Annotated in this window: 17 protein-coding genes; 8 read left to right on the top strand and 9 right to left on the bottom strand. The window is 40.7% G+C overall.

Annotated elements, in window-relative coordinates; genetic code table 11:
* The first annotated feature begins 335 nt into the window (after positions 1–335).
* Positions 336–647, top strand: coding sequence for a hypothetical protein (locus VB733_RS13315; protein ID WP_323340539.1), 312 nt, complete (start codon positions 336–338; stop codon positions 645–647).
* A gap of 242 nt (positions 648–889) precedes the next feature.
* On the opposite strand, the gene VB733_RS13310 is transcribed toward VB733_RS13315, so the two are convergent.
* From VB733_RS13310 to VB733_RS13300, 3 genes are all read right to left on the bottom strand, one after another.
* A complete protein-coding gene (locus tag VB733_RS13310) occupies positions 890–1,807 on the bottom strand; it encodes an NAD(+) kinase (protein ID WP_323340538.1) in 918 nt (305 codons plus the stop codon).
* A 194-nt stretch (positions 1,808–2,001) separates the two neighbouring features.
* Positions 2,002–2,994: an SDR family oxidoreductase gene (locus VB733_RS13305; RefSeq protein ID WP_323340537.1), complete on the bottom strand. Its 993-nt coding sequence runs from the start codon at positions 2,992–2,994 to the stop codon at positions 2,002–2,004.
* 313 nt (positions 2,995–3,307) lie between these two features.
* Positions 3,308–3,415: a PetM family cytochrome b6-f complex subunit 7 gene (locus VB733_RS13300; RefSeq protein ID WP_096617948.1), complete on the bottom strand. Its 108-nt coding sequence runs from the start codon at positions 3,413–3,415 to the stop codon at positions 3,308–3,310.
* Positions 3,416–3,534: 119 nt separating this feature from the next.
* On the opposite strand from VB733_RS13300, the gene pdxA reads away from it, so the two are divergent.
* On the top strand, positions 3,535–4,617 hold the full coding sequence (gene pdxA / locus VB733_RS13295; RefSeq protein ID WP_323340536.1) for a 4-hydroxythreonine-4-phosphate dehydrogenase PdxA: 1,083 nt from the start codon (positions 3,535–3,537) through the stop codon (positions 4,615–4,617).
* 59 nt (positions 4,618–4,676) lie between these two features.
* Here pdxA and VB733_RS13290 read toward each other — a convergent pair whose 3' ends face one another.
* Both VB733_RS13290 and gyrB read right to left on the bottom strand, forming a co-directional pair.
* Positions 4,677–5,252: a Uma2 family endonuclease gene (locus tag VB733_RS13290; protein ID WP_323340535.1), complete on the bottom strand. Its 576-nt coding sequence runs from the start codon at positions 5,250–5,252 to the stop codon at positions 4,677–4,679.
* Between the two features lie 132 nt (positions 5,253–5,384).
* A complete protein-coding gene (gyrB, locus tag VB733_RS13285; protein WP_323340534.1) occupies positions 5,385–7,322 on the bottom strand; it encodes a DNA topoisomerase (ATP-hydrolyzing) subunit B in 1,938 nt (645 codons plus the stop codon).
* Between the two features lie 622 nt (positions 7,323–7,944).
* Between gyrB and miaA the strand changes: the two genes are divergently transcribed.
* The 4 genes from miaA to VB733_RS13265 all read left to right on the top strand — a co-directional run bounded on the left by miaA (position 7,945) and on the right by VB733_RS13265 (position 12,076).
* Positions 7,945–8,883 (top strand): tRNA (adenosine(37)-N6)-dimethylallyltransferase MiaA, encoded by a 939-nt coding sequence (gene miaA, locus VB733_RS13280; protein ID WP_323340533.1) that lies wholly within the window; start codon positions 7,945–7,947, stop codon positions 8,881–8,883.
* 217 nt (positions 8,884–9,100) lie between these two features.
* Entirely contained in the window at positions 9,101–9,853 is a 753-nt protein-coding gene (locus tag VB733_RS13275) for a GDSL-type esterase/lipase family protein (RefSeq protein ID WP_323340532.1), read from the top strand.
* 593 nt (positions 9,854–10,446) lie between these two features.
* On the top strand, positions 10,447–11,538 hold the full coding sequence (locus VB733_RS13270; protein ID WP_323340531.1) for a M4 family metallopeptidase: 1,092 nt from the start codon (positions 10,447–10,449) through the stop codon (positions 11,536–11,538).
* A gap of 235 nt (positions 11,539–11,773) precedes the next feature.
* Positions 11,774–12,076 carry a protealysin inhibitor emfourin gene (locus VB733_RS13265; protein ID WP_096617936.1) on the top strand — a complete coding sequence of 101 codons (303 nt, stop codon included), beginning with the start codon at positions 11,774–11,776 and terminating at the stop codon, positions 12,074–12,076.
* Between the two features lie 247 nt (positions 12,077–12,323).
* Here the strand turns inward: VB733_RS13265 and VB733_RS13260 are convergent, their stop codons facing one another.
* Entirely contained in the window at positions 12,324–13,259 is a 936-nt protein-coding gene (locus VB733_RS13260; protein WP_323340530.1) for a cobalamin-binding protein, read from the bottom strand.
* Positions 13,260–13,393: 134 nt separating this feature from the next.
* Between VB733_RS13260 and VB733_RS13255 the strand changes: the two genes are divergently transcribed.
* Positions 13,394–15,472 carry a PAS domain S-box protein gene (locus VB733_RS13255; RefSeq protein ID WP_323340529.1) on the top strand — a complete coding sequence of 693 codons (2,079 nt, stop codon included), beginning with the start codon at positions 13,394–13,396 and terminating at the stop codon, positions 15,470–15,472.
* 93 nt (positions 15,473–15,565) lie between these two features.
* On the opposite strand, the gene VB733_RS13250 is transcribed toward VB733_RS13255, so the two are convergent.
* Both VB733_RS13250 and purE read right to left on the bottom strand, forming a co-directional pair.
* Complete coding sequence (locus tag VB733_RS13250) at positions 15,566–17,164, bottom strand: ammonium transporter (RefSeq protein ID WP_323340528.1); 1,599 nt, start codon at positions 17,162–17,164, stop codon at positions 15,566–15,568.
* 1,110 nt (positions 17,165–18,274) lie between these two features.
* Positions 18,275–18,790, bottom strand: coding sequence for a 5-(carboxyamino)imidazole ribonucleotide mutase (gene purE / locus VB733_RS13245; RefSeq protein WP_323340527.1), 516 nt, complete (start codon positions 18,788–18,790; stop codon positions 18,275–18,277).
* Positions 18,791–18,887: 97 nt separating this feature from the next.
* Between purE and nagA the strand changes: the two genes are divergently transcribed.
* Positions 18,888–20,090, top strand: a complete 1,203-nt coding sequence (nagA, locus tag VB733_RS13240) for an N-acetylglucosamine-6-phosphate deacetylase (protein ID WP_323340526.1) — start codon at positions 18,888–18,890, stop codon at positions 20,088–20,090.
* A 92-nt stretch (positions 20,091–20,182) separates the two neighbouring features.
* Here nagA and mgtE read toward each other — a convergent pair whose 3' ends face one another.
* A complete protein-coding gene (gene mgtE / locus VB733_RS13235) occupies positions 20,183–21,526 on the bottom strand; it encodes a magnesium transporter (RefSeq protein WP_323340525.1) in 1,344 nt (447 codons plus the stop codon).
* Positions 21,527–21,560 lie beyond the last annotated feature (34 nt).

Here is a 21,560-nt window from a genome sequence, read left to right as displayed (position 1 = left end):
TGAAATCATAATTTTATTGAATTTATCAAAAATATATTCAACAAGATGCTATATTCCTCAAACTAATTATAGATTTACCGAAAAGCTGGGTTTAAAGCTCCGTCCTTCTAGTAGTTCGCCAACCCCGAATTGACGGGTTGAGATTGACTAGGATTGCCTAACTACTTAGCACAGTGTAACGCACCATTTAATATTCGCTTAGAATTGTAGGTTATTACCTTCCCGTTCCTAAAGGTCATGTATTAACCAAGGAGAAGGCGTATCCTCACTTATAATACTGTCGTTGTGCTTCATAAGGCATAAAATGGTTAAGGATAAAGCAAGAGACAATTGAAATGAAAATAGATTTCAGCAATATAGATTTCAGCAGTGTAGACACATCTTCGCTTGAGACTGAAGAAGAATTTCGTCAAGAAGCTAAAAGATTATTGCCTGCCGCATTACTCAAAGTAGGTGAAGCTGTTGCTGAAAACACTTGGGAAGAATTACAGAAAAATCTTGCCAAAGCAGGTACAAAAGTAAAAACTTCAGCAAGTGAAAAGCGCCAGTTTGTCCGCGAAACAATCAAAAATTATCAACGCAGTGCTAGTAGTAGAGAAAGGCAAGAATTAGAAGATTATATAGTTGAAATATTACGTAACTCTTAATTGATATCAGAATCCGGCTCGATTTATCTTCGCGTAGTCTCCACTTGCGCTGAAAAAATTATATTGTAGTAACACACCAAATCTTGATGAATGGTGTGTTGCCTTTCATTAAACATATCCAGCTTCGGCGCATCACCAGATATCCAAAGGTGATAAAAATGCCTGTCACTCATGAACTATAGCATTTTTATACAATTGAGAGGCTTACATCTCACTTCTTCCCTCCATATTGTTACATTCTTTTACGGTAATTCCACTGATGTCGGTTTGGCAATGTGAGGTAATCCCCAACCTAATTTTTCCCGCAAGATTCGGAAAAATTCGTGTGGTTGCAGGCGTACAAACTTTGCTGGATAATGCGATCGCTCTAAATATACTCTATCGTCAGGTAAAACATAGCACCCCGCATTCCCATCCACCACCATGACTAAGCGCGGTGTATTCACAGGATAAATATTTACTGGTTCATTATTTGGGAATACCAAAGCCCTAGAAGCCAACGAATGTGGACAAATTGGGACTAACTGCAACACAGGTACACCAGGAATAATTACCGGACCACCAGCGCTGAGTGAATAAGCCGTCGAACCAGTGGGAGTGGAAATGATGATCCCATCCGCAGCAATATCAATCGGGCAGTGACGACCGATCGCAATCTCAAAATGACACATCGAAGTCAGTGGTTCCCGATGTAAAGTCATTTCATTGAGACACAAGGCTTCCCACAAAAGATTATCTTGGCGAAATACCTTGACTGCGAGCATTGTCCGCTCTTCAATTTCATAATCACCAGCAACCAACTTCTCGATCGCTTGAGGCAATTGGTTCAAATAGGCTTCAGTTAAAAAACCCATATGACCAGTATTTACCCCCAACAAGGGAATCCCGCAAGGAGCAACCAAGCGCGAAGCGGCAAGTACAGTCCCATCTCCCCCTAATACCACTGCGAATTTCATCTCAGAGTCAAAACCAGGGGGTGTGAGACCATCAATAGGGGTGTGACAAACGGGGCTATTAGGATTGGAATAGCCCAACATCCCACCGACTCCAACTGTGAGAAATACTTCCCAACCAAAGGCGGTGAGCTTGTCCTTAATCTCGATAGCGACACGTTTCGCTATCGGCTTTACGTCGTTATAAATAATGCCTGCTTTCGGCACACTCAAATATCCAATTCTTCTCAGCGATGCTTTGTAATTATGTTAATACTTGCACATTTTTGAGCAAGTAGTTACCAATTCTTGATTATTGGTTATTGGTTAAATGGTGATTGTTATTATGATTGGTTACTGGTTATTTGTCTTTATCCATCCTCCATGTCCAAGTCTACCCATTGCCCAATACCCAATCAAGACTAACTATTAACTTTCTTAAAGGGACTGCGTTTAGTTTGCGGTTTTTTGCTTTTAGATTTATTTTTCTCGTAGTCTAGTTCTTTAAGTTTTTTCATAATGCGGTTAAAGTATTCTTGGAAGTAGCTTTCCAGGGTTGTGGTTTCGCTCACATCAAAGCCAAAGACGCTATATACCTCATCCATCGCCGCATTCAGAGGTTTGCCACTTGCTAATACTTCAGTAAATGCCAATCTGTCAGCAACATTCCAGCCCCACTGGAAAAAGCGTAGACTGTGACGTACTGCTCGCAATAAATTTATTGGCATTCTCGTAACTCGAGCATTTTTGCCAGATAGCCGTTCGCAGACAGCGATGATTTCTTCGGCACTCCAAGCGCGAGTTCCCACCAAAGGAAATGTTTTTTTCTCTGTTTCGGGAACTTTTAAAGCACGAACGGCAAATTTAGCAATATCTTGGGTATCCATATAAGCAATCGGAGATGATTCTCCTGTCACCCAAACTGGCTGTCCTTCCAAAATCGGAATCCCGTATTGACCGATTAAACCTTGCATGAAGCCAGCTAACTGTAAAATGGTGTAATTTAAACCCGATTCTGCCAAAAACGATTCGGTACACCGCTTAATTTCCATGAGCGGGACTTCAGGATATTTATGAGCATCTAAAATTGAAAAGAATATATAGCGTTCTACACCTGCTGCTTTTGCGGCTTGGATGAGTTCTACTTTTCCATCCCAGTCAACTCGCTTGATACTGAGGGAGTCTGTAGGACGGGCTGTTGCGGCATCGATGATGGCGGTTACACCTTCGAGGGCACGTTCAACTGTATCGGGGTAACATAAATCGCCTCCAACCAGTTCGGCTCCCCATTCTTTCAGAAATGCGGCTCTCTTCGCACTCCGAACTAGACAGCGCACCTTATACCCCTCATCGATAGCACGACGAGCCACTTGTCTTCCCAAGGTGCCAGTGGCACCGACTATTAATATTGTCATGGGGGTTTGTTACGAAACTTAAAGTTTTATTAATAGAATATTATCAGAATTTAACAGTACCAGCCAAAGATGGCAATTTTTTTAACTTTCGTTTTTCAGTTTTTATGGGTGCTGAGTGCTGTAAGTCCTAGTTGCCATTTTGGGAGCCGGTGAAGAAAGTGCCGATGCAGGGTGTGATGAGGGATGAGTTATAAGTGTTATGACTTGGGGTTTTGTCTAAATTACTTGGCACTTTCTCAACGACTTAGGACACCCTGCAATTAGTAAGGGACGGCACTATATACCCAGCACTTTCGACTCAGGATTTCTGAGATTACTCTTCTTCTGCGCCTTGGATTTTTAGCAATAATTGACCTAGACCCCAGCCTACGAAGATTAAGCTGAAAGGTAGTAATGCTGCGCTTAAAAGTTCACCACTCATTAGTTAATAGTCCTTGGAGAAATGTTTATTTAAATTAAGTCTATCAGAGGTGGGAAGGTGAAAAGGGCGAAGCCGGAAAGGGACATCTATAAAAATCAGGATTGATAAAATTAGGATTTATGTCAGAGACAACATTGGCAAAAACAGTGGTATCACCCCCCCGTTTAGTGATAACCTTGGGCGACCCCGCAGGAATAGGGGCTGAGGTAATTTTCAAGGCTTTGGCTGATTCCCAGTTGCGAGATAAATTTGATTTGACGATCGCAGGTAGTCGAGATTTGCTTGTGGATAGCTACATGCGTCTGAAAGCATTTTGTAATGTCAATGCACTTGCAGAACCAGATGATTTAAATATCTTGGATGTCAACTTAGATTCTCTCACCCTCAAAAATGTAACTTTAGGAGCAGGGAATGCAGCCAGTGGTGCCGCGAGTTTCGCCTATATGGAATGTGCGATCGCTCGAACTATGGCGGGTGAATTTGATGCGATCGTTACAGCACCAATTGCTAAATCAGCTTGGAAAGCGGCGGGTTATGACTATCCCGGACAAACGGAACTGCTAGCGGAAAAATCCCATTCTCCGCGTGTGGGGATGTTATTTGTGGCTCGTTCTCCCCATACAGGTTGGTTACTTCGCACTTTATTGGCTACTACACATATACCTTTATGTCAAGTATCCCAGGTATTAACACCGGAATTAATGACACAAAAACTCGATTTGCTAGAGGAATGTCTGGAAAATGACTTTGGCATCGACAAGGGGAGAATTGCGATCGCGGGGCTAAATCCCCACAGTGGAGAGCAGGGGCAGTTAGGCAGGGAAGAAATAGATTGGTTAATTCCTTGGTTGGAACAGGAGCGTCGCCATCGACCCAATTTACATTTAGATGGGTTGATTCCTCCCGACACCATGTGGGTGAAACCTGGTCAAGCTTGGTTTGGTGGTAATCATCAAATCCAAAATCCAGCCGATGCGTATTTAGCACTTTATCACGACCAAGGTTTAATTCCAGTCAAATTAATGGCTTTTGACCGTGCGGTCAACACTTCAATTGGTTTACCTTTTGTGCGTACTTCTCCCGATCATGGGACTGCGTTTGATATTGCGGGTAAGGGGATTGCTGAGGCGACAAGTATGAAAGCTGCGATCGATTTGGCGGGTTTGCTGTCAGAGAAAAGAAGGCAAAGAAAAAGCAATTAGTGGAATTGATGATTGGGTTGAAAAACTCACAACTTCCCACTAAATATTGAGAATTTTTATTACCAAATTCGTTCTAGATTGAGGACAAAACCCAATAAAACATTTTCCCCGGAAAGAGTTTGTGGTGATTGTAAAACTTCCACTTCTTGTTCGGGACGGTATATTTCTACTTCCTGTTTTTTTCTGTTAATCAACCAACCCAAACGGCATCCATTTGACATATACTCTTGCATTTTTTGCTGAGTTTTAATCAAACTATCACTAGGGGAAAGTATCTCAATTACAAAATCTGGACATAGGGGAATAAATTTTTCTTTTTCTTCTTCAGTCAAAGCATCCCAACGAGATTTTTCGAGCCAAGAAACATCAGGAGAGCGATCGGCTCCATTTGGTAAAGTATATCCAGTCGAAGAATCAAAAACCTCGCCCAATTGATTCTGCTCGTTCCATGATGCTACCTGAAGAATTAGATTCACATTACTTCTTCCAGTTCCTCCTCCCGTTGGTGGCATAATAATCAACTCTCCTTGGGCATTGCGTTCTAATTTTAAATCGGGATTTTCTGCACATAATTGATAAAACTGCTCTCTTGTCAGTTTAATTAGAGAATTAAGTTTGAGTGTAAGTGCTGTCATACCGTTTTTTGTTGACCGACTCTGAAAACAAAAGGGGCTAAATTTAAGTTAGTCCCTTTTGCGGAAATTGTTAATTAAGCTTTGCCATGAAACTGCAAAAATAACTTACAGCTTCAACACAACCCCATACAGTTAAATATCTAAATCCATCAGATTGAGTTTAGAACCATATGTCTCAATAAACTCACGCCTTGGTTGTACGCGATCGCCCATTAAGATGGTAAATATCCGGTCTGCTTCGGCTGCGTCCTCGATTTCCACTTGTTTGAGGGTGCGGCTTTCGGGATTCATGGTTGTATCCCAAAGTTGCTGAGGCATCATTTCCCCCAACCCTTTAAAACGCTGAATGCTGTAATTAGCATTCTCAGGGAACTGAGCAATAATTCGGTCTTTTTCGCGATCGCTATAGCAATAGCTTGCAGTGCGTCCCCGTTCAATTTTATACAGTGGTGGACAAGCAATGTAAATAAAGCCTTGCTCGATTAAAGCCCGTTGGTAACGATAGAAAAAGGTGAGTAACAAGGTTCTAATGTGAGCGCCATCAACGTCTGCATCAGTCATAATGACAATCCGGTGATATCGCAATTGCGAACTATCAAACTCTTCACCCTTAACCCCCAAACCTAAAGCCGCAATCAGCGACTGGACTTCATTATTTTTGTAGATTTTGGCATCATCGGTTTTTTCGATGTTCAAAATCTTACCGCGTAATGGCAGTATCGCTTGGAAGCGTCTGTCTCGACCTTGTTTGGCGGAACCGCCCGCAGAATCACCTTCCACGAGATATATTTCAGATTCTCTCGGGTCGCGAGAACTGCAATCTGCTAGTTTTCCTGGTAGCGGAGATGACTCCAACACTGACTTTCTGCGGACAAGCTCGCGGGCATGACGGGCTGCTTCGGCGGCTTTAAATGCTTGGATGGCTTTATCTAAAATTGCATCAGCAATGTTGGGGTGAAATTCCAAATATTCGGTGAGAGTTTCCCCCACAAAGGAATCGACAATCCCGCGAACTTCGGTGTTACCTAGCTTGGTTTTGGTTTGTCCTTCAAATTCTGGGTCAGGAACTTTGACGGAAATTACCGCAGTTAAACCTTCGCGAACGTTTTCCCCACTCAGATTTGGTTCATTTTCCTTAATTTTATTCCGCTTGCGAGCGATTACATTCATCGTCCGCGTCAATACCGCCTTCAAACCTTCGAGGTGAGTCCCACCATCAACGGTACGAATATTATTGGCAAAACCTAAAACATTATCGGAGTAAGCGTCAGTACACCATTGCAATGCAACTTCGACTTGAACATTGTTACGTTCCCCTTGAACGAAAATAATTTCTTCGTGCAAAGGTTGTTTATCCGCGTTCATGTAGGCAATATACTCGCGAATACCACCTTTATATTCGTAGGTTTCAACCTTTGGAGTATCGCTTTTAATAACCTCTAGACGATTATCTGTAAAAGTAATTTTGACACCTGCATTTAAATATGCTAATTCCCGCAGGCGACCAGCTAAAGTAATGTAATCAAATTCTGTACCTGTCGTAAAAATAGTGTCATCTGGCTTAAATTGTACGGCTGTTCCAGTCCGGGCTTCTTTTAAAGGCTGGGCTTTTAAATCGCCTTGAGGAATACCACGTTCGTAGCGCTGGGTATGTACCTTTTTATCCCGCCAAACTGTGACATCCAGCCACTCGGATAAGCCATTCACAACCGACACGCCAACCCCGTGCAGTCCTCCGGATACCTTATACCCACCACCTCCGAACTTACCACCAGCCCCCAACACAGTAAGTACAGTTTCCAATGCTGATTTACCTGTTTTGGTATGCGTGTCAACAGGAATACCTCGACCGTCATCTTGTACCCGACAAGACCCGTCGGGGTTGAGTTCTATCTCGACATTGGTACAATGACCCGCCAAAGCTTCATCAATGGAATTATCCACCACCTCATATACCAAGTGGTGAAGTCCCCGCGAGCCGGTGGAACCGATATACATCCCCGGTCGTTTGCGGACGTGTTCCAGACCTTCCAGAACTTGAATCTGTTCGGCACTGTAACTACTCGTCATGAAAATTCTCCTGATGCATGGGGGTGAAGTCGCAAAAATAGCGATAAAGTCAAAAACACTCCAAGATTCTAGCACAAAAGCCTTAGTGACGACCACAGGGCAATTTAAAGCTAGATTTATTTGGGGGATATATCCTTCTTAGTTTGTCCTACAGATTGCCTTAAGATTTGTACTTTTGGGAATAGTCGGGGAAATAAATATGTTGACAGGAGTGATGGTTAATAGTCTTGATGCCAAATTTTGAAGTCAGGATCATGATTTGGTGACTATTGGGGTTGTGACATCTGTGAATAATAAGCGATTGAGTTGGTTTGCTTGGTTATTTATAGGGTTAGGGAAGAAAATATTTTCTGAATCCCTGTATCCGCCAATTCTTCTCTAGTTGCACCCGCAAGTTTTGGATAGAGTACAAGTACGGAAATAATTTTAGTTAAACCAATAGATATATATCCCCATGAGACATTACCATGCTTTGGGTATTTTCGCTAGTTTTTCCCAAAAAGCTTTTTTAATGCTGATGTCTCCCTATCTTCGCATTGGTTTATTGTAATTATTGAGGCGAACCTGACATGATTCCGATAAAATTAATTGCCTCTGATAAAATCATGTCCAATTCCCAATCATGCCCAAACTCATAGTTATATGTGGTGCAACAGCGACAGGCAAATCTGGTTTAGCTTTGGAAATTGCTACGCGACTAAATACAGTAATTCTCAGTGCTGATTCACGACAGGTTTACCGGGAATTTGATATTGGTACAGCAAAACCAAGCTCAACCGAACAAAAATTGGTTCCCCATTATCTAATAGATATCTGCGAACCGACAGAAACAATGACTGTTGCTGACTATCAGGATGCGGCAAGGATATTAATTGAGGGCAAGGGGGAAGAAGACAGGGAGAGTAGTAGAGAATCTATGTCCCCACTTCTCTTAGTGGGTGGCACTGGTTTATACATAAAATCGATTGTGCGAGGGATGAGAATACCCAGAGTTGCGCCGAATTATGAACTGCGATCGCATTTAGAATCTTTGAGCGCATCTTGGGGTCAAATTCACCTATATGAGATATTACAACAAGTTGACCCAAAAGCTGCTGTAAAAATTCATCCCCATGACTCTATACGGACTTTACGTGCCTTAGAGGTGTATTATATTACGGGAATTCCTATTTCTGCACAGCAGGGAGAAAATCCACCAAATTACCCTATTTTCCAAATTGGATTGGATTGCGAACCTACACATCTGACTCAACGGATTGCTCAACGTACAGAAAAGATGCTTCAAGATGGTTTTGTTGAGGAAGTGGCTTATTTATGTGGGAAATTTGGCGAGGAATTACCGTTGTTAAACACGTTGGGATATCAAGAAATACGTCAATATTTAGCTAGAGAAATTGACTTAGAAAAAGCGAAGGAATTAACCATACTGCATACACGACAATTTGCGAAACGTCAGCGTACTTGGTTTCGAGCCTATCCAGAAATCGAATGGTTTGATGTCGAGAATAGTAATTTATTAGAACAAGTATGGCAACAAATCGAAAATTTTCTCCAAATATGAAAAATTGAATTATTTGGAGATGTAATTAATTTCTAGATAGTAGTGTTAACTAGAATAAGTAGGTCGGTTTTAAAAATTGTCATTATAACAAGACAGGAGGCAGAGGGCAGAAGGGAAGAGGGTTTTAGGTAACTTTACTTTTCGTTATATACTACTCTGCGAGAAGCCGCTCCGCGTCTACGGTTTATTTGCACTGTTCTACTTAACTTCAATTATTATGAGCGAAATAATATTACTGATATCTGTGGGTTTGAATATTATCTTTTTCTGCGTGACATTTATTTTCATTCAGAAAAAAGGTGGCTTTTACTATTTCAACAAGAAAATATTCAATACATTCAGAAATCAATCAGAAATATTTAATATTTATAATCCACCTAACTACATTCATAAAAAAAGCCAGTACGAACTCCTACCTAAACCAAATAACTGCATTATATTTTTGGGTGATAGCATTACTGATGAGGGAGAATGGTCTGAATTATTATTAAGTTCCCACATTAAATCGAATATTCTCAATCGAGGTATTTCTGGTGATACAACCGAGCGAATCCTAGGAAGAATTGACACAATTATTGCCGCGCAACCACAACAAATATATTTAATGGTTGGGATTAATGATTTCGTCATGATTCACAAATCTGTAGGAGCAACCATAAATACATATAGGCAAATTCTCACTAAAATTCAAAATTCAATTCCCACCACACAAGTTTTCATTCAAAGCATTTTACCTGTCAATAATCATATTTCTTTGTATTGGGAAGATAATCAAAAAATAGTTAATCTAAATTCACAGTTACAGGAATTAGCAGCAGAATTTAAATATGAATACATCGATATACATTCATGCTTGACCGATTCTGAACTGCAATTAGATGCAACATATACCTCCGATGGTTTGCATCTAAATGGAAAAGCTTATTTAATTTGGTCGGAAATCATCAAACGCAGGGCGTTACAAAATTAAAATTATCTAGAACGACTATTGACTGGAAAGTAGCTAAACGAGACAACAATAGGGGTGAGACCCTGTATGGGTCTCACACCGTAGAGCATTCTGAACATTTTGCTTAGAATGGTGCTTGCTTATACCTGATAACAATAGCGCCAGCTTTTGCACCGTATTTACTGGCGCTTTTATTTTAGCTGTTTATCCTAAATATTAAAGATGTGCTTTACCCCGTAGAGGTATGACACCTGTAGGGGGTAAGGTTTAGTTGATGTGAATTGAAATTGCATCATCAGAACTCATGCCCATTGCAAAACCTAATGTATCTGTTTCTTCAGAGTTATGATTAACCTTCCCATCCCCATATTTATTGCTGAGGGGTATAACCCTCAACCAATCTAGATTGTGCGAGTTTATAATTACCTTTTTTGAGCAAAGCTAAGTATTATCTGACACTTCACACTTAATCAATCTGCCAAATTGGAATTTCAATTCTTGAACTTGTAGCAACTAAAAAGATTGGTATGGAAGACTTTTTTATGTCAGCTACTTGTATCATAAAATACTGCTGCGTTTTGCTATAAATTCACGAAAATAGGAGAATATACTCAATGATTCGTAATCATAAAAAGCCATTGGGATTTGGTTGGCTTGGCTGTAAAAATAATCATTCTCGTTGCTCAATATGTTGCGTGATTCCGCCATACATGTTGGAAAAAGTAGCAATTAACGGTACTGAGACTCAACGTGATTGGGCTTTCCACGCTCTCAATCTTTCATCTGAGTTTCGTGGGCGACGCAAAGCTGTGGGTAGTGTCAATTTTGCAATTTCCCCTGGGGAGAAACGACGGACAATCTACGATGCGGGAACTAGTCAATCACTTCCTGGTAAACTGGTACGTGGAGAAGGAGACCCACCTAGCAGTGATGAAGCGGTGAATGAAGCTTATGATTCGGCTGGTGCGACTTTTGATTTCTTTTTAGAGATATTCGATCGCAATTCGATTGATAATAGGGGATTACGGCTAGACTCGACGGTACACTATGGTTTGAACTACGATAACGCTTTTTGGAATGGCGACCAAATGGTTTATGGTGATGGGGATGGGGAGTTATTCGAGCGTTTTACTAAGTGTATTGATGTTATTGCCCATGAGCTAACCCATGGTATTACCCAATATGAAGCTGGCTTGATTTATTCTGGCGAGTCGGGTGCTTTGAATGAGTCGATGTCGGATGTTTTTGGGGCGTTGGTGAAGCAGTGGGTTAAAAAACAAACCGCAGAACAAGCTGATTGGATTATTGGTGAAGGGCTATTTACAGAAAAAGTCAAGGGTGTTGGTATCCGTTCCATGAAGGAGCCAGGAACAGCATATGATGACCCAGTATTAGGGAAAGATATCCAACCAGCACATTACAAAGACATTTATGTCGGCTTCAAAGATAACGGTGGGGTACATATTAATTCCGGTATTGCTAACCGAGCCTTTTATCTAGCGGCGATGGAAATTGGTGGTTATGCTTGGGAGAAAGCAGGTAAAATTTGGTACATGGCATTATGCGATCGCTTGCGTTCTGGTTCCAATTTTCAACGAGCTGCATCTATTATTATTAAAGTTGCTGGTGAAATCTACGGTGAGGGCAGTAATGAGCAAAAAGCCGTTCAAAATGCTTGGCAACAGGTTGGAGTCTCTGTAAGTTAAATCAATCATGAATTGTAGATTATGAATGATTTAACCTGGGATAATTCATGATTTACAATTCACGATTTTACCGCCATCTAGAGATGTTACATGCCCTGTCTCTACTGTTTTTCTCTGAGCTAAACTGTATTAATTTATAATTCGTAATTTTTATAATTATATATGCTCGTTTTTCTTTAACTAAGAGATAATATAATTGTTCTCTCAAGCTTTCTTGTTCTTTAAAAAACATAATATGCGAGTGTATCTAGAGCGAACTGGTGGTTTTGCGGGCATGTCGAGAACGACTAAAGTTGATACGGCGGATATATCTCAAGATACTGCCAAGCAACTTCCACAACTTTTGCAAGAATCTGATTTTTTCAATTTACCTGCCTATATTGATTCTCCCTCACCCAAACCTGACAGATTTAACTACATGTTAACGGTTGAAGATGATGGCAAAAGCCATACAGTCAGCGTTGGTGAATCAGCAGTTCCCGAAAGCTTGAAAGCACTGATAAACTGGGTTAATAGTACAGCGAGAACTGAGGTTTAATTTTGGCTGCTATCGATATTCGATATAAAGATAATCATTAATTCTAATTATAGCAATCCTAGATAATTTGCTAACAACATTTTTACAGAGGCAACCACAAAAAATACGGAGAAAACAGAGTACAGAGAAGAGATATTTTTGCGGTTTAAGTGCAGAACAACGACTATGCCTGAACTCCCTGCTATTGGCGGAGTACACAAATAATTTAGGACTGCTAGATTAAGCAATAACCATGGAAATTTGACTATTAACTGTTAGATAATACATCCCAAGCTGTACCTTTATAACCATATTGGAATATCTCTGGATGTAATATTTCTGCAAGAATTTCTACGGATTCCACTAATCTTGGTCCCGGTCGGTTAAAGTATGCATTACCATCAGTAATGTAAACTTTACCACTTTGACTTGCATGTAATTTTTCCCATTCAGGAGTATTGGTTAATATTTTTGCCTCTTGACGGGTACGGTTTAAATCAAAGCCACAAGGCATAAAAATGATCGCATCTGGATTACTGGCAAGCAAATTTTCCAATTTAAACTGTGTCGAATGTTCTCCAACTTCACCAAATAAAGGTTTTCCACCTGCTATGTGAACTAATTCCGGAACCCAATTGGCAGCCATCATCAGGGGTTCTGTCCATTCAATACATGCGACAGATAGGATTTCATTCTTTGCTAGTCCCTTGGTGCGATGTTCAACAATTTTCACCCGTGCTTCTAAATTTTCTAAAACTTTGACTACATCTACCCCAAAAGCATTTCCCATCCGTTCAATATCACCCCAAACATCTTGGAGGATATTGGGTTGCAAGGAAATAATTTTGGGCGCTCCTTGGGTAAGTTTTGCCACTGCTTTTTCAACTTCTGCAAAACTAACCGCACATACTTCACATTGATCTTGAGTCACAATATGGGTAGGTTGTAATTTTTCGAGAACATCACTTCTAATCTCATAGATACTCAACGCATTTTGTAACAAATCATTAACTTTGTTGTGGATTTCGCCACTTGGTGCATTGCTATCTAGTCTTGCTTGAGTACAAACCGGGCGATTTTGGATATCTTCAGGATAATCGCATTCGTGCGATCGCCCAATAATTTTGTCAGTGAGTCCAAGTACAGCTAAAATCTCTGTACCGCTAGGTATTAAGGAAACTATTCTTACCTCATTGTCGTTCATGGCTATCCCTCTACAGCAGCTGCTACAACTTAATTGTGACAAACTTCAACTGTTTATATATCTTTCTTGAGAAAGGGAGAGGGAAAAGGGTAGGAAGATAAGAAAAATCAGCGAGATAAGGGAGATTTGGAAGATTGGGGAAACTGTATCAATTACCGAATGCATTGCTGTTTGCTAGTCGCAATATCAACAAAGCTGAAAAGGTGGCTTTGGAGAAGAGTGATGCTAGTTTTAGGGAAGCACTCGATAATGCACTCAGTTTCCTGTATTGCGTCGATGAATTTGCGGATGTGCTGACAGCTTTGCAAACACAATCTCTATCGATTGATGTCATTATTTGGGATTTATCTGGGCAAGATACTAGCGATTTTCAGCAAATAACTCGCATTCATTTGCTGTTCCCGAATATTCCCATTCTCGTTGTCAGTAACCGGGATGATGAGGCAACAGTCATACAAGCCATTGAAGCTGGTGGCGATGAATATTTAATTAAATGTCAAATCACTCCTAAAATATTGCATCACAGCTTGTTGCGTGCAGTGACACGATGTCAGCGTCAATCTCAACAGCATCATCCCCATCTCACGGCTAACAGTACAGATGTATTGCTACCCCCAGCAACTAATTATGAAGCATTACGTCAGAGTGAAGCCCAATTTCGGGCAATTTTTGAACGCTCTTCGATTGGGATTGGACTTGTGGATATGGAAGCGCGGATTGTTGATGTGAATCCGTCTTTTTGCGAAATCTTAGGATACAGCAGTTCAGAACTGTCAGGAAAGCGTTTTACTAATTATGTGGTTGAGGAACGAGTCACTGCTGATTTTAAGCTATATCGTCAATTGGTGACAAAAAGAAAAGAAAGTTTTGAGATGGAACGACAGTTTATCCATAAAAATGGTAGTTTCGTTTGGACTAATTTAAGTATTTCGCTGATTTTAGATACTGACGAGATTGGCAAGTTTTTTTTAATTTTGCTTGAGGATATTACTGAAAGAAAACGTCATGAATTAAAGATGCAAGAAAGTAAAGAAGCCGCCGAAGCTGGTAGTAGAGCCAAGAGTGCTTTTTTAGCAACGATGAGCCACGAATTACGAACACCATTGAATGCAATCATGGGTTTGTCACAATTATTGCAGCAGCAAATGGCAGGATATTTGAATGACAAGCAGCAAGAGTATGTGAATTGTATTTACACCAGTGGCGAACATTTACTGGCATTAATCGATGATATTTTGGATTTATCTAAGGTGGAGGCGGGCAAAGAGGACTTACATTTAGTGACTTTGCCAGTGCGAGATTTATGTAGTAATGTAATTGCAACAGTGAGCGATCGCGCAAACGAAAAAGGGTTAGAACTTGTCGTTGAAATCGCCGAAAATGTGGAGATTTGTATTGCTGATGAGCGACGACTGAAGCAGATGCTGCTCAATTTACTCACAAATGCGATTAAGTTTACTCAAGTTGGCAAAGTATTGTTAGAAGTTAAAAATACAGAACTCGGAATAAATTTTATTGTTACGGATACTGGTATTGGTATTGCTAGTGAAGATTTTCAATTATTATTTGAACCCTTTAAACAACTTGATAGCCAACTCAATCGTCAGTATGAAGGAACAGGTTTAGGTTTGGCGCTAACAAGAAAACTGGCAAGATTACACGGTGGAGATGTCACGATAGAATCGACTTTAGGATTGGGTAGCAAGTTCACTATCCTATTACCACATCCAGAAATAATTAAAAATAGAGAATTTCACAGCAATATTACAGTTGAAAATTCCGAACATCACATATCTAATTCATTACCTGTAAATTCTCATGCTACCATTAAACGTATTTTATTAGTAGAAGATGACGAAAGTACAGCCCTTTTACTCCAAGATTATTTACAAACAATCGGTTATGAAGTTGATTTAATGGTGAGTGCAGAGCGGTTTTTAGAACGAATCCGTGACTACAAGCCCAATTTAATCTTGCTGGACATCCAAATCGGAAATATTAGCGGGTTAGAGATACTCACAACCTTGCGAAAACAGCGAGATATGCAAGAATTACCTATAATTACAATGATACCAATAGGTATGAGTGATACTCCTAAAAAAAGTGGCGATCGCCAACGTGATAAATTTATAAAAGCAGGTGCAACTGATTGTTTAAGCAAACCTATTGGGATATTTCAATTAGAATTAGTGTTAATTAAATATTTGGGTTAATTTTAATTATTAATTAATATACCCGACTTCCGATAAAGACAGAAGTCGGGTACATTGATTTTCACGTTAGCAAAACTGCCTACAAGTTTGTTGCTACAAGTTTGTCGGCGAATCACCGGACGGCGGCATTTTGCCATATGTGGAAGCTTCAGCAAATCCAGCAGTACCAGCTTCTTTTAAGAAACCACTGTAAGCCTCCATTCCATGTTCACCAATATCCAAACCTTCAATTTCTTCAGCAGCAGTCACACGAATACCTAAGGTAGCTTTGAGTGCTAACCAAAAGATGCTGCTGAAAATAACTGTCACCACACCAACGGTGACAACACCAATCAACTGAGTAATCAATTGGTCAATTCCACCACCTGCTAATAATCCTTTGACGGGACCAGCACCTTCCCCATACCAGGAATATACACCAGGACCAACTGACCATAAACCAACTGCCAGCGTACCAAAGACACCACAGACAAGGTGTACAGAAGTTGCACCAACGGGATCATCAATACCGATACGGTCAAAAAATGTCACAGAAAAGACAACAATCACACCAGCGATTAAACCGATCGCAAAAGCACCATTGAGGGTAACGTAAGCGCAGGGTGCGGTAATGGCAACTAAACCTGCCAAAATACCATTAATAATCATCGAAAGATCGGGTTTACCCAAATACAACCAAGCTGTAACAGTGGCGGCAATACCACCAATAGCTGCTGCCAAGTTAGTAGTTAAAGCAATGTGGGTAATGGCTCCTGGATCGGCAGCCATGACAGAACCGGGGTTGAAACCAAACCAGCCCAACCAGAGAATCAAGCAACCCAAAGTTGCAATACTCATATTGTGACCGGGCATGGCAACGATTTGTCCATCTTGGTACTTACCAATCCGGGGACCAAGAAATATCGCTCCCATCAATGCTGCCCAACCACCAACCGAGTGAACGACAGTAGAACCAGCAAAATCCCAAAATCCTCTCTCAGCAAGCCAACCCGCACCCCAAACCCAATGTCCGGTGATGGGATAGGCAATACCTACGAGTAAAAGACTGAAAATTAAGAAGTCAATCAATTTAATTCTTTCGGCGACTGCACCCGATACAATTGTCGCGGCTGTACCTGCAAACGCAAGCTGGAAGAGAAATTTCCCAAACAAAGGGACACCAGCCCATTTCAGTGAACTGAAGATGCCTGTGTAAGCATCATTGGTTGCAGGACTGTTATCTGTACCTTGGAGGAAAAATCCGTTCAAGCCGATGAAGGGATTACCATCGCCAAACATTAATCCAAAACCGATCGCCCAAAATGCAACTGTTGCTAAGGCAAATACAATCAGGTTTTTGGCAAGGACGTTAACGGCATTTTTCTGACGACAGAATCCGGTTTCTAACATGCAAAAGCCGGCATTCATAAAAAATACCAAAAATGCCGCCAGTGCTACCCAAAGGGTATCCAGGGCAATTTTTAGTTCGGCTGTGGTTGGTCCTGCGGATGGTGTTTGCGCGACTGCTGTATAACCCCATGCCAGAACAATTATTGCTGCGAGGGGAATACTTGCTTGCCAAGTTGGAGACAAACCTTTGATGTTGTCAAATAATCTCCAAGCGATCGCACTGTATTTTGAAAAATTTATTGAAGAAGTTGCCGAGCGGCGACTTCTTCTTTTCCATTTCTGGGTTTGCTTCAGTTTTAACATCGTCCTCTCGACAATACTTAACCAGAACAAGCTTTAAACATCATTAATCAAAGTTATCAACTAACCCCCTCAGCGAGACATTTTTGGTTTTGATTTTCAAAGCCTTAATCTCTTGACTCAGGTGGCAAATTCTCATTTTTCTGCAAACAAAATGCATCAAATTAGAAATTTGACTAAATCTGGTTCGCTGATTTGCGATCGCAAAATTTAGGTTAATTCTTTCTTAAGACTTTATTATGATGTTATTTTTCAAACAGTCAAGTCTTCTTCACTGAGTCTTCAACAATTTTTGATTATTACTGTCAGTAAGACCTGGGAAAGTTTTGCTGTTTGGTATCAAAATATTCACCAACATATAAAGACAAATATACATTCTGGAAGATGCAATTTGTCTTTTGAAAATTACAACTGGTGAGTCTATAGGTCAGAACATCAAGAATTGCCTGACTTTTATCTAAAATTTCACCTATCTTGCTCTTGACTTTACATATCTAAAGTGTGGTTAGTTCAAATTAAGAACAGTTAACATTTTCATGTTTTGACGAAATTAGAATAATTTTCATTAAAAACACGAATAAATTATTTTGATTGTGTATTTTCAATACCTGGAAGTTCTGTAACAGCTAATACAGTTTTTCTCGTTGCGAATTTGCGATACATCGTTGCAAACAAGTATTATCACTTGAATTGTTTGCTGTGTCAGAATTCCCTAACTTTAGCCGCAATCAAAATTAATTTTGTTAATTTTTTTAATCTTGAACTGATTCAACTGATATCTAACCTTCATCTTCTAGATCGATTAAGTGTAGATTTAGACGTGGGTGGTTAGTGATTCGCCAACTCTGAATTGACGGGTTGAGGTTGACTTGGAGAGAGGGAGACGGGAGACGCGGAGAATTTTGTCCCGGCAAAGTGACTTTGGTGAACTAATAGTTTCCTCAGTCACCTGTGTCTGCTCGCGGGGTGGGCTGAATATAAAAATATAAAACAGAGAAATGATACAACTAAATGTTATTGACCAAGTCAATCTTCACATTACTTTTACTACCTCTTAGGGTTGAGAACTGCGATTTCTTAACCCCAAAAATATTGAGATTTCTGTATATAATACTACATATCTTTTAAATAGTTTTGATATCCAATCTCTTCAAGTTTTGACTGTTTAACCATGACAGATTGCTGTAAATCTTGGCGATATTTCTGTACTTTTACAAGTAAATCTGGTTGATGGGTAGCAATAATTTGTACAGCCAAAAGACCAGCATTTTTGGCATTGCCAATGGCAACAGTCGCAACTGGAATACCTGCGGGCATTTGGACAATTGAGTATAAAGAGTCAATCCCTTGTAACTGACGGCTAGAAACGGGAACTCCGATGACAGGTAAAGGAGTTAAGGATGCCACCATGCCAGGGAGATGTGCAGCACCACCAGCGCCAGCGATAATAACTTTAATGCCACGTTCATGTGCTGTTTTTGCATATTCAAACATGCGTTCAGGAGTACGATGGGCACTGACAATTGCGACTTCGCAGGCGACATCAAATTCCTCACAAATGGCGATCGCATCTTTCATTGTGGGCAAATCGGAATCGCTGCCCATGATAATACCAATTAGGCTTGACATAGGAAATGAATGGGGGAAAGGAGAATTTGTAATTGTCGAATCAGTATATCTACGCTCTATAATTTGGCTTAGTTCTGACTAATACCTAAAATTTAAGATGGCAGCAACAGAGAATACTGTACTTACTCCTGTAGATATTATCAATGCTCGCGTCCCAGGTTATGAAGATTTACAGATGTTGTTGTTGAATCAAGAGGGGATTGTTGAGGAAATTGTGCCCATGGATAAGATTTTCCCGCGTCATTCCCCAAATGATATACAGGTGATTGACTGTGCTGGCGATTGGGTTTCTTTGGGTGGTGTTGATTTACAAATTAATGGTGCCTTGGGTTTGGCTTTTCCCGACTTTAGTGACAAAGATAGGAATTTTTTGGTGGAAATCTGCGAATATTTATGGAATTGTGGTGTTGATGGATTTTTACCAACCATAGTCACCACTGCTGTCGGAAATATTCACCGTTGCTTAAATTTAATAGCTGATACTGCTGATTGTATCAACACCAAGCGATCGCAGGGTGGAAAATTAGCGCAAATTCTCGGCTTACATCTCGAAGGACCATTTCTCAATTCCCAGAAACGCGGCGCACATCCTCAACAATATCTGTCACCTTTGACTGTGGATGCAGTGAAACGGGTATTGGGAAGTCATCCTGAATTTGTCAAAGTCATTACCCTGGCACCAGAGTTGGATACCACTGGGGAAGTCATTCCTTATTTACGGGGGTTGGGTATTACCGTCAGTTTAGGGCATTCACAAGCCACAGCCCACCAAGCCCAGGCAGCATTTGCTGCGGGGGCAACCATGGTGACACATGCATTTAACGCTATGCCTCCATTACACCATCGCCAACCTGGTTTATTGGCTGCTGCAATTACCAATCCCCAGGTAATGTGCGGGTTTATTGCCGACGGTGAACATGTTACGCCAATCATGTTGGATATTTTATTGCGTGCCAGTAATTATCAACAAGGTTTATTCTTGGTGAGCGATGCCTTAGCGCCTTTAGGTTTGGCAGATGGAGTTTACCCCTGGGATAGTCGTGAAATCTTAGTCAAACATGGAACTGCCAGACTTGCTGATGGGACTTTGTCGGGTACAACATTACCTTTATTAGTTGGAGTACAAAATTTAATCAAATGGGGAATATGTGAAGTTGAAAATGCGATCGCACTAGCGACAATTGCCCCACGTCGGGCGATCGGTTTATCAAGTGATATTATTGGTACAGGCATTAATAGTCTTTTACGTTGGCATTTGCCAGCAGCTAGTCAAGAATTGACTTATCAAAGATTCAATTAACCTCATTTAATTTGCATAAAAAAATAGGGGAATTTAGAGATAAATCTCCTTCCCCGAATTGCCTAACTTTTAAATTCCTAGAATTGCATTTTTTATTTAAAAATTTGCAAAGCAATAGAAATCATCGTCAGGAAAGTCACAAAACCGATCGCATCTAAAACAGTAGTCATTAAAGGACCACTAATCAAGGCTGGGTCTAACTTTAATTGCTTTAAACCCATTGGTAAGAAAGTTCCTAATGTGACAGCAACAAGTGTATTAGTCGCCATTACCATCCCTGCAACCAAACCCACCCAACGTTCTTGAGGTGATGCCCAAATCATCGACAGGATGACCATTGTTATCCCCAATGCGAGGGCAGTACCCAATCCAGCAGTCAGTTCTTTGCGGAGAATCTTGAAGGTATCTTGGGGGGTAATTTCTCCAACACCAAGTCCACGAATAGTGACAGTCAAAGCCTGAACGCCAACAGTACCACCAGTATTAGAAAATAGGGGCATAATAACAGCCAGCACCGGAACCGAAGCAATTACAGATTGAAAAGGAGCGATCGCACTGGAGGCTCCAATATATAATCCCATAATTGCCAGCAACCATGGTAAACGTTTGCGAATCGTCACCAAGGGAGGAGCCAGGGCACCATCATCACCACTCACACCGGCTAATTTCTGAATATCTTCAGTGGCTTCTTCTTCCAAGATATCGACAACGTCATCAATGGTGATGATACCAACTAAACGTTCTTCCCGATCCACTACAGGTAAGGCTATCAAGTCATAGCGCTTCATAATTTGCGCCACATCTTCCTGTGGGGTTTCCGTATGGACTTTGAGAACTCTATCGCTAGCAACTTCCTTAATTAAAACATCCGGAAAAGTGAATAATAACTGACGCAATGACACAACTCTGACGAGTTTACGATTGTTGTCGGTAACGTAAGCATAGTAAATCGTTTCCTTATCTTCGTCTTGACGGCGAATTTTACTCAGTGCTTCACCAACTGTTAACCCTTCACGCAGCCAGACATATTCTGTCGTCATTAACCTTCCGGCTGTACCTTCCGCGTATCCCAGAATTGTTGCCGTTGCTTGGCGTTGTTCTGTACTTAGTTCCTGCAATAACCGCTTCACTACTTTTGCAGGTAACTCATCAAACAATTCTGCGCGATCGTCTGGACTCATCGCTTCTACAAGTTGTACTACTTGTACATCATGTAGTGAATTAATGAGTTCTTCTTGTACTTCCGGTGGTAAATATTCAAAAACGTCAATTGCATGACTTTTATTTAACAACCGAAATGCGATCGCCCGCTGTTTTTTCGGTAAATGAGTAATATACTCACCTGCGTCAACAGGCTGCAAACTATTCAAATCGAATTTCAACTGGTTCAAGTCAGCAATATCAACAATTGCATTGCGAATATCCTGTACGAGCATAAAAACCTCCTATTGTCTCCCCCGCGCTGAGAGA

It is taken from the genome of Calothrix sp. UHCC 0171, assembly GCF_034931845.1.
Taxonomy (GTDB): Bacteria; Cyanobacteriota; Cyanobacteriia; order Cyanobacteriales; family Nostocaceae; genus Brunnivagina.
Note: the sequence above shows the minus strand (reverse complement) of the source record. Positions and strands in the feature narration are given on the sequence as shown.

Bases quoted from the DNA above. Each gene is read 5' to 3' on its own strand.
- VB733_RS13315 (WP_323340539.1), top strand. From the start codon at position 336: ATGAAAATAGATTTCAGCAATATAGATTTCAGCAGTGTAGACACATCT.
- VB733_RS13305 (WP_323340537.1), bottom strand. From the start codon at position 2,994: ATGACAATATTAATAGTCGGTGCCACTGGCACCTTGGGAAGACAAGTG.
- VB733_RS13300 (WP_096617948.1), bottom strand. From the start codon at position 3,415: ATGAGTGGTGAACTTTTAAGCGCAGCATTACTACCTTTCAGCTTAATC.
- pdxA (WP_323340536.1), top strand. From the start codon at position 3,535: ATGTCAGAGACAACATTGGCAAAAACAGTGGTATCACCCCCCCGTTTA.
- VB733_RS13290 (WP_323340535.1), bottom strand. From the start codon at position 5,252: ATGACAGCACTTACACTCAAACTTAATTCTCTAATTAAACTGACAAGA.
- gyrB (WP_323340534.1), bottom strand. From the start codon at position 7,322: ATGACGAGTAGTTACAGTGCCGAACAGATTCAAGTTCTGGAAGGTCTG.
- miaA (WP_323340533.1), top strand. From the start codon at position 7,945: ATGCCCAAACTCATAGTTATATGTGGTGCAACAGCGACAGGCAAATCT.
- VB733_RS13275 (WP_323340532.1), top strand. From the start codon at position 9,101: ATGAGCGAAATAATATTACTGATATCTGTGGGTTTGAATATTATCTTT.
- VB733_RS13270 (WP_323340531.1), top strand. From the start codon at position 10,447: ATGATTCGTAATCATAAAAAGCCATTGGGATTTGGTTGGCTTGGCTGT.
- VB733_RS13265 (WP_096617936.1), top strand. From the start codon at position 11,774: ATGCGAGTGTATCTAGAGCGAACTGGTGGTTTTGCGGGCATGTCGAGA.
- VB733_RS13260 (WP_323340530.1), bottom strand. From the start codon at position 13,259: ATGAACGACAATGAGGTAAGAATAGTTTCCTTAATACCTAGCGGTACA.
- VB733_RS13250 (WP_323340528.1), bottom strand. From the start codon at position 17,164: ATGTTAAAACTGAAGCAAACCCAGAAATGGAAAAGAAGAAGTCGCCGC.
- purE (WP_323340527.1), bottom strand. From the start codon at position 18,790: ATGTCAAGCCTAATTGGTATTATCATGGGCAGCGATTCCGATTTGCCC.
- nagA (WP_323340526.1), top strand. From the start codon at position 18,888: ATGGCAGCAACAGAGAATACTGTACTTACTCCTGTAGATATTATCAAT.
- mgtE (WP_323340525.1), bottom strand. From the start codon at position 21,526: ATGCTCGTACAGGATATTCGCAATGCAATTGTTGATATTGCTGACTTG.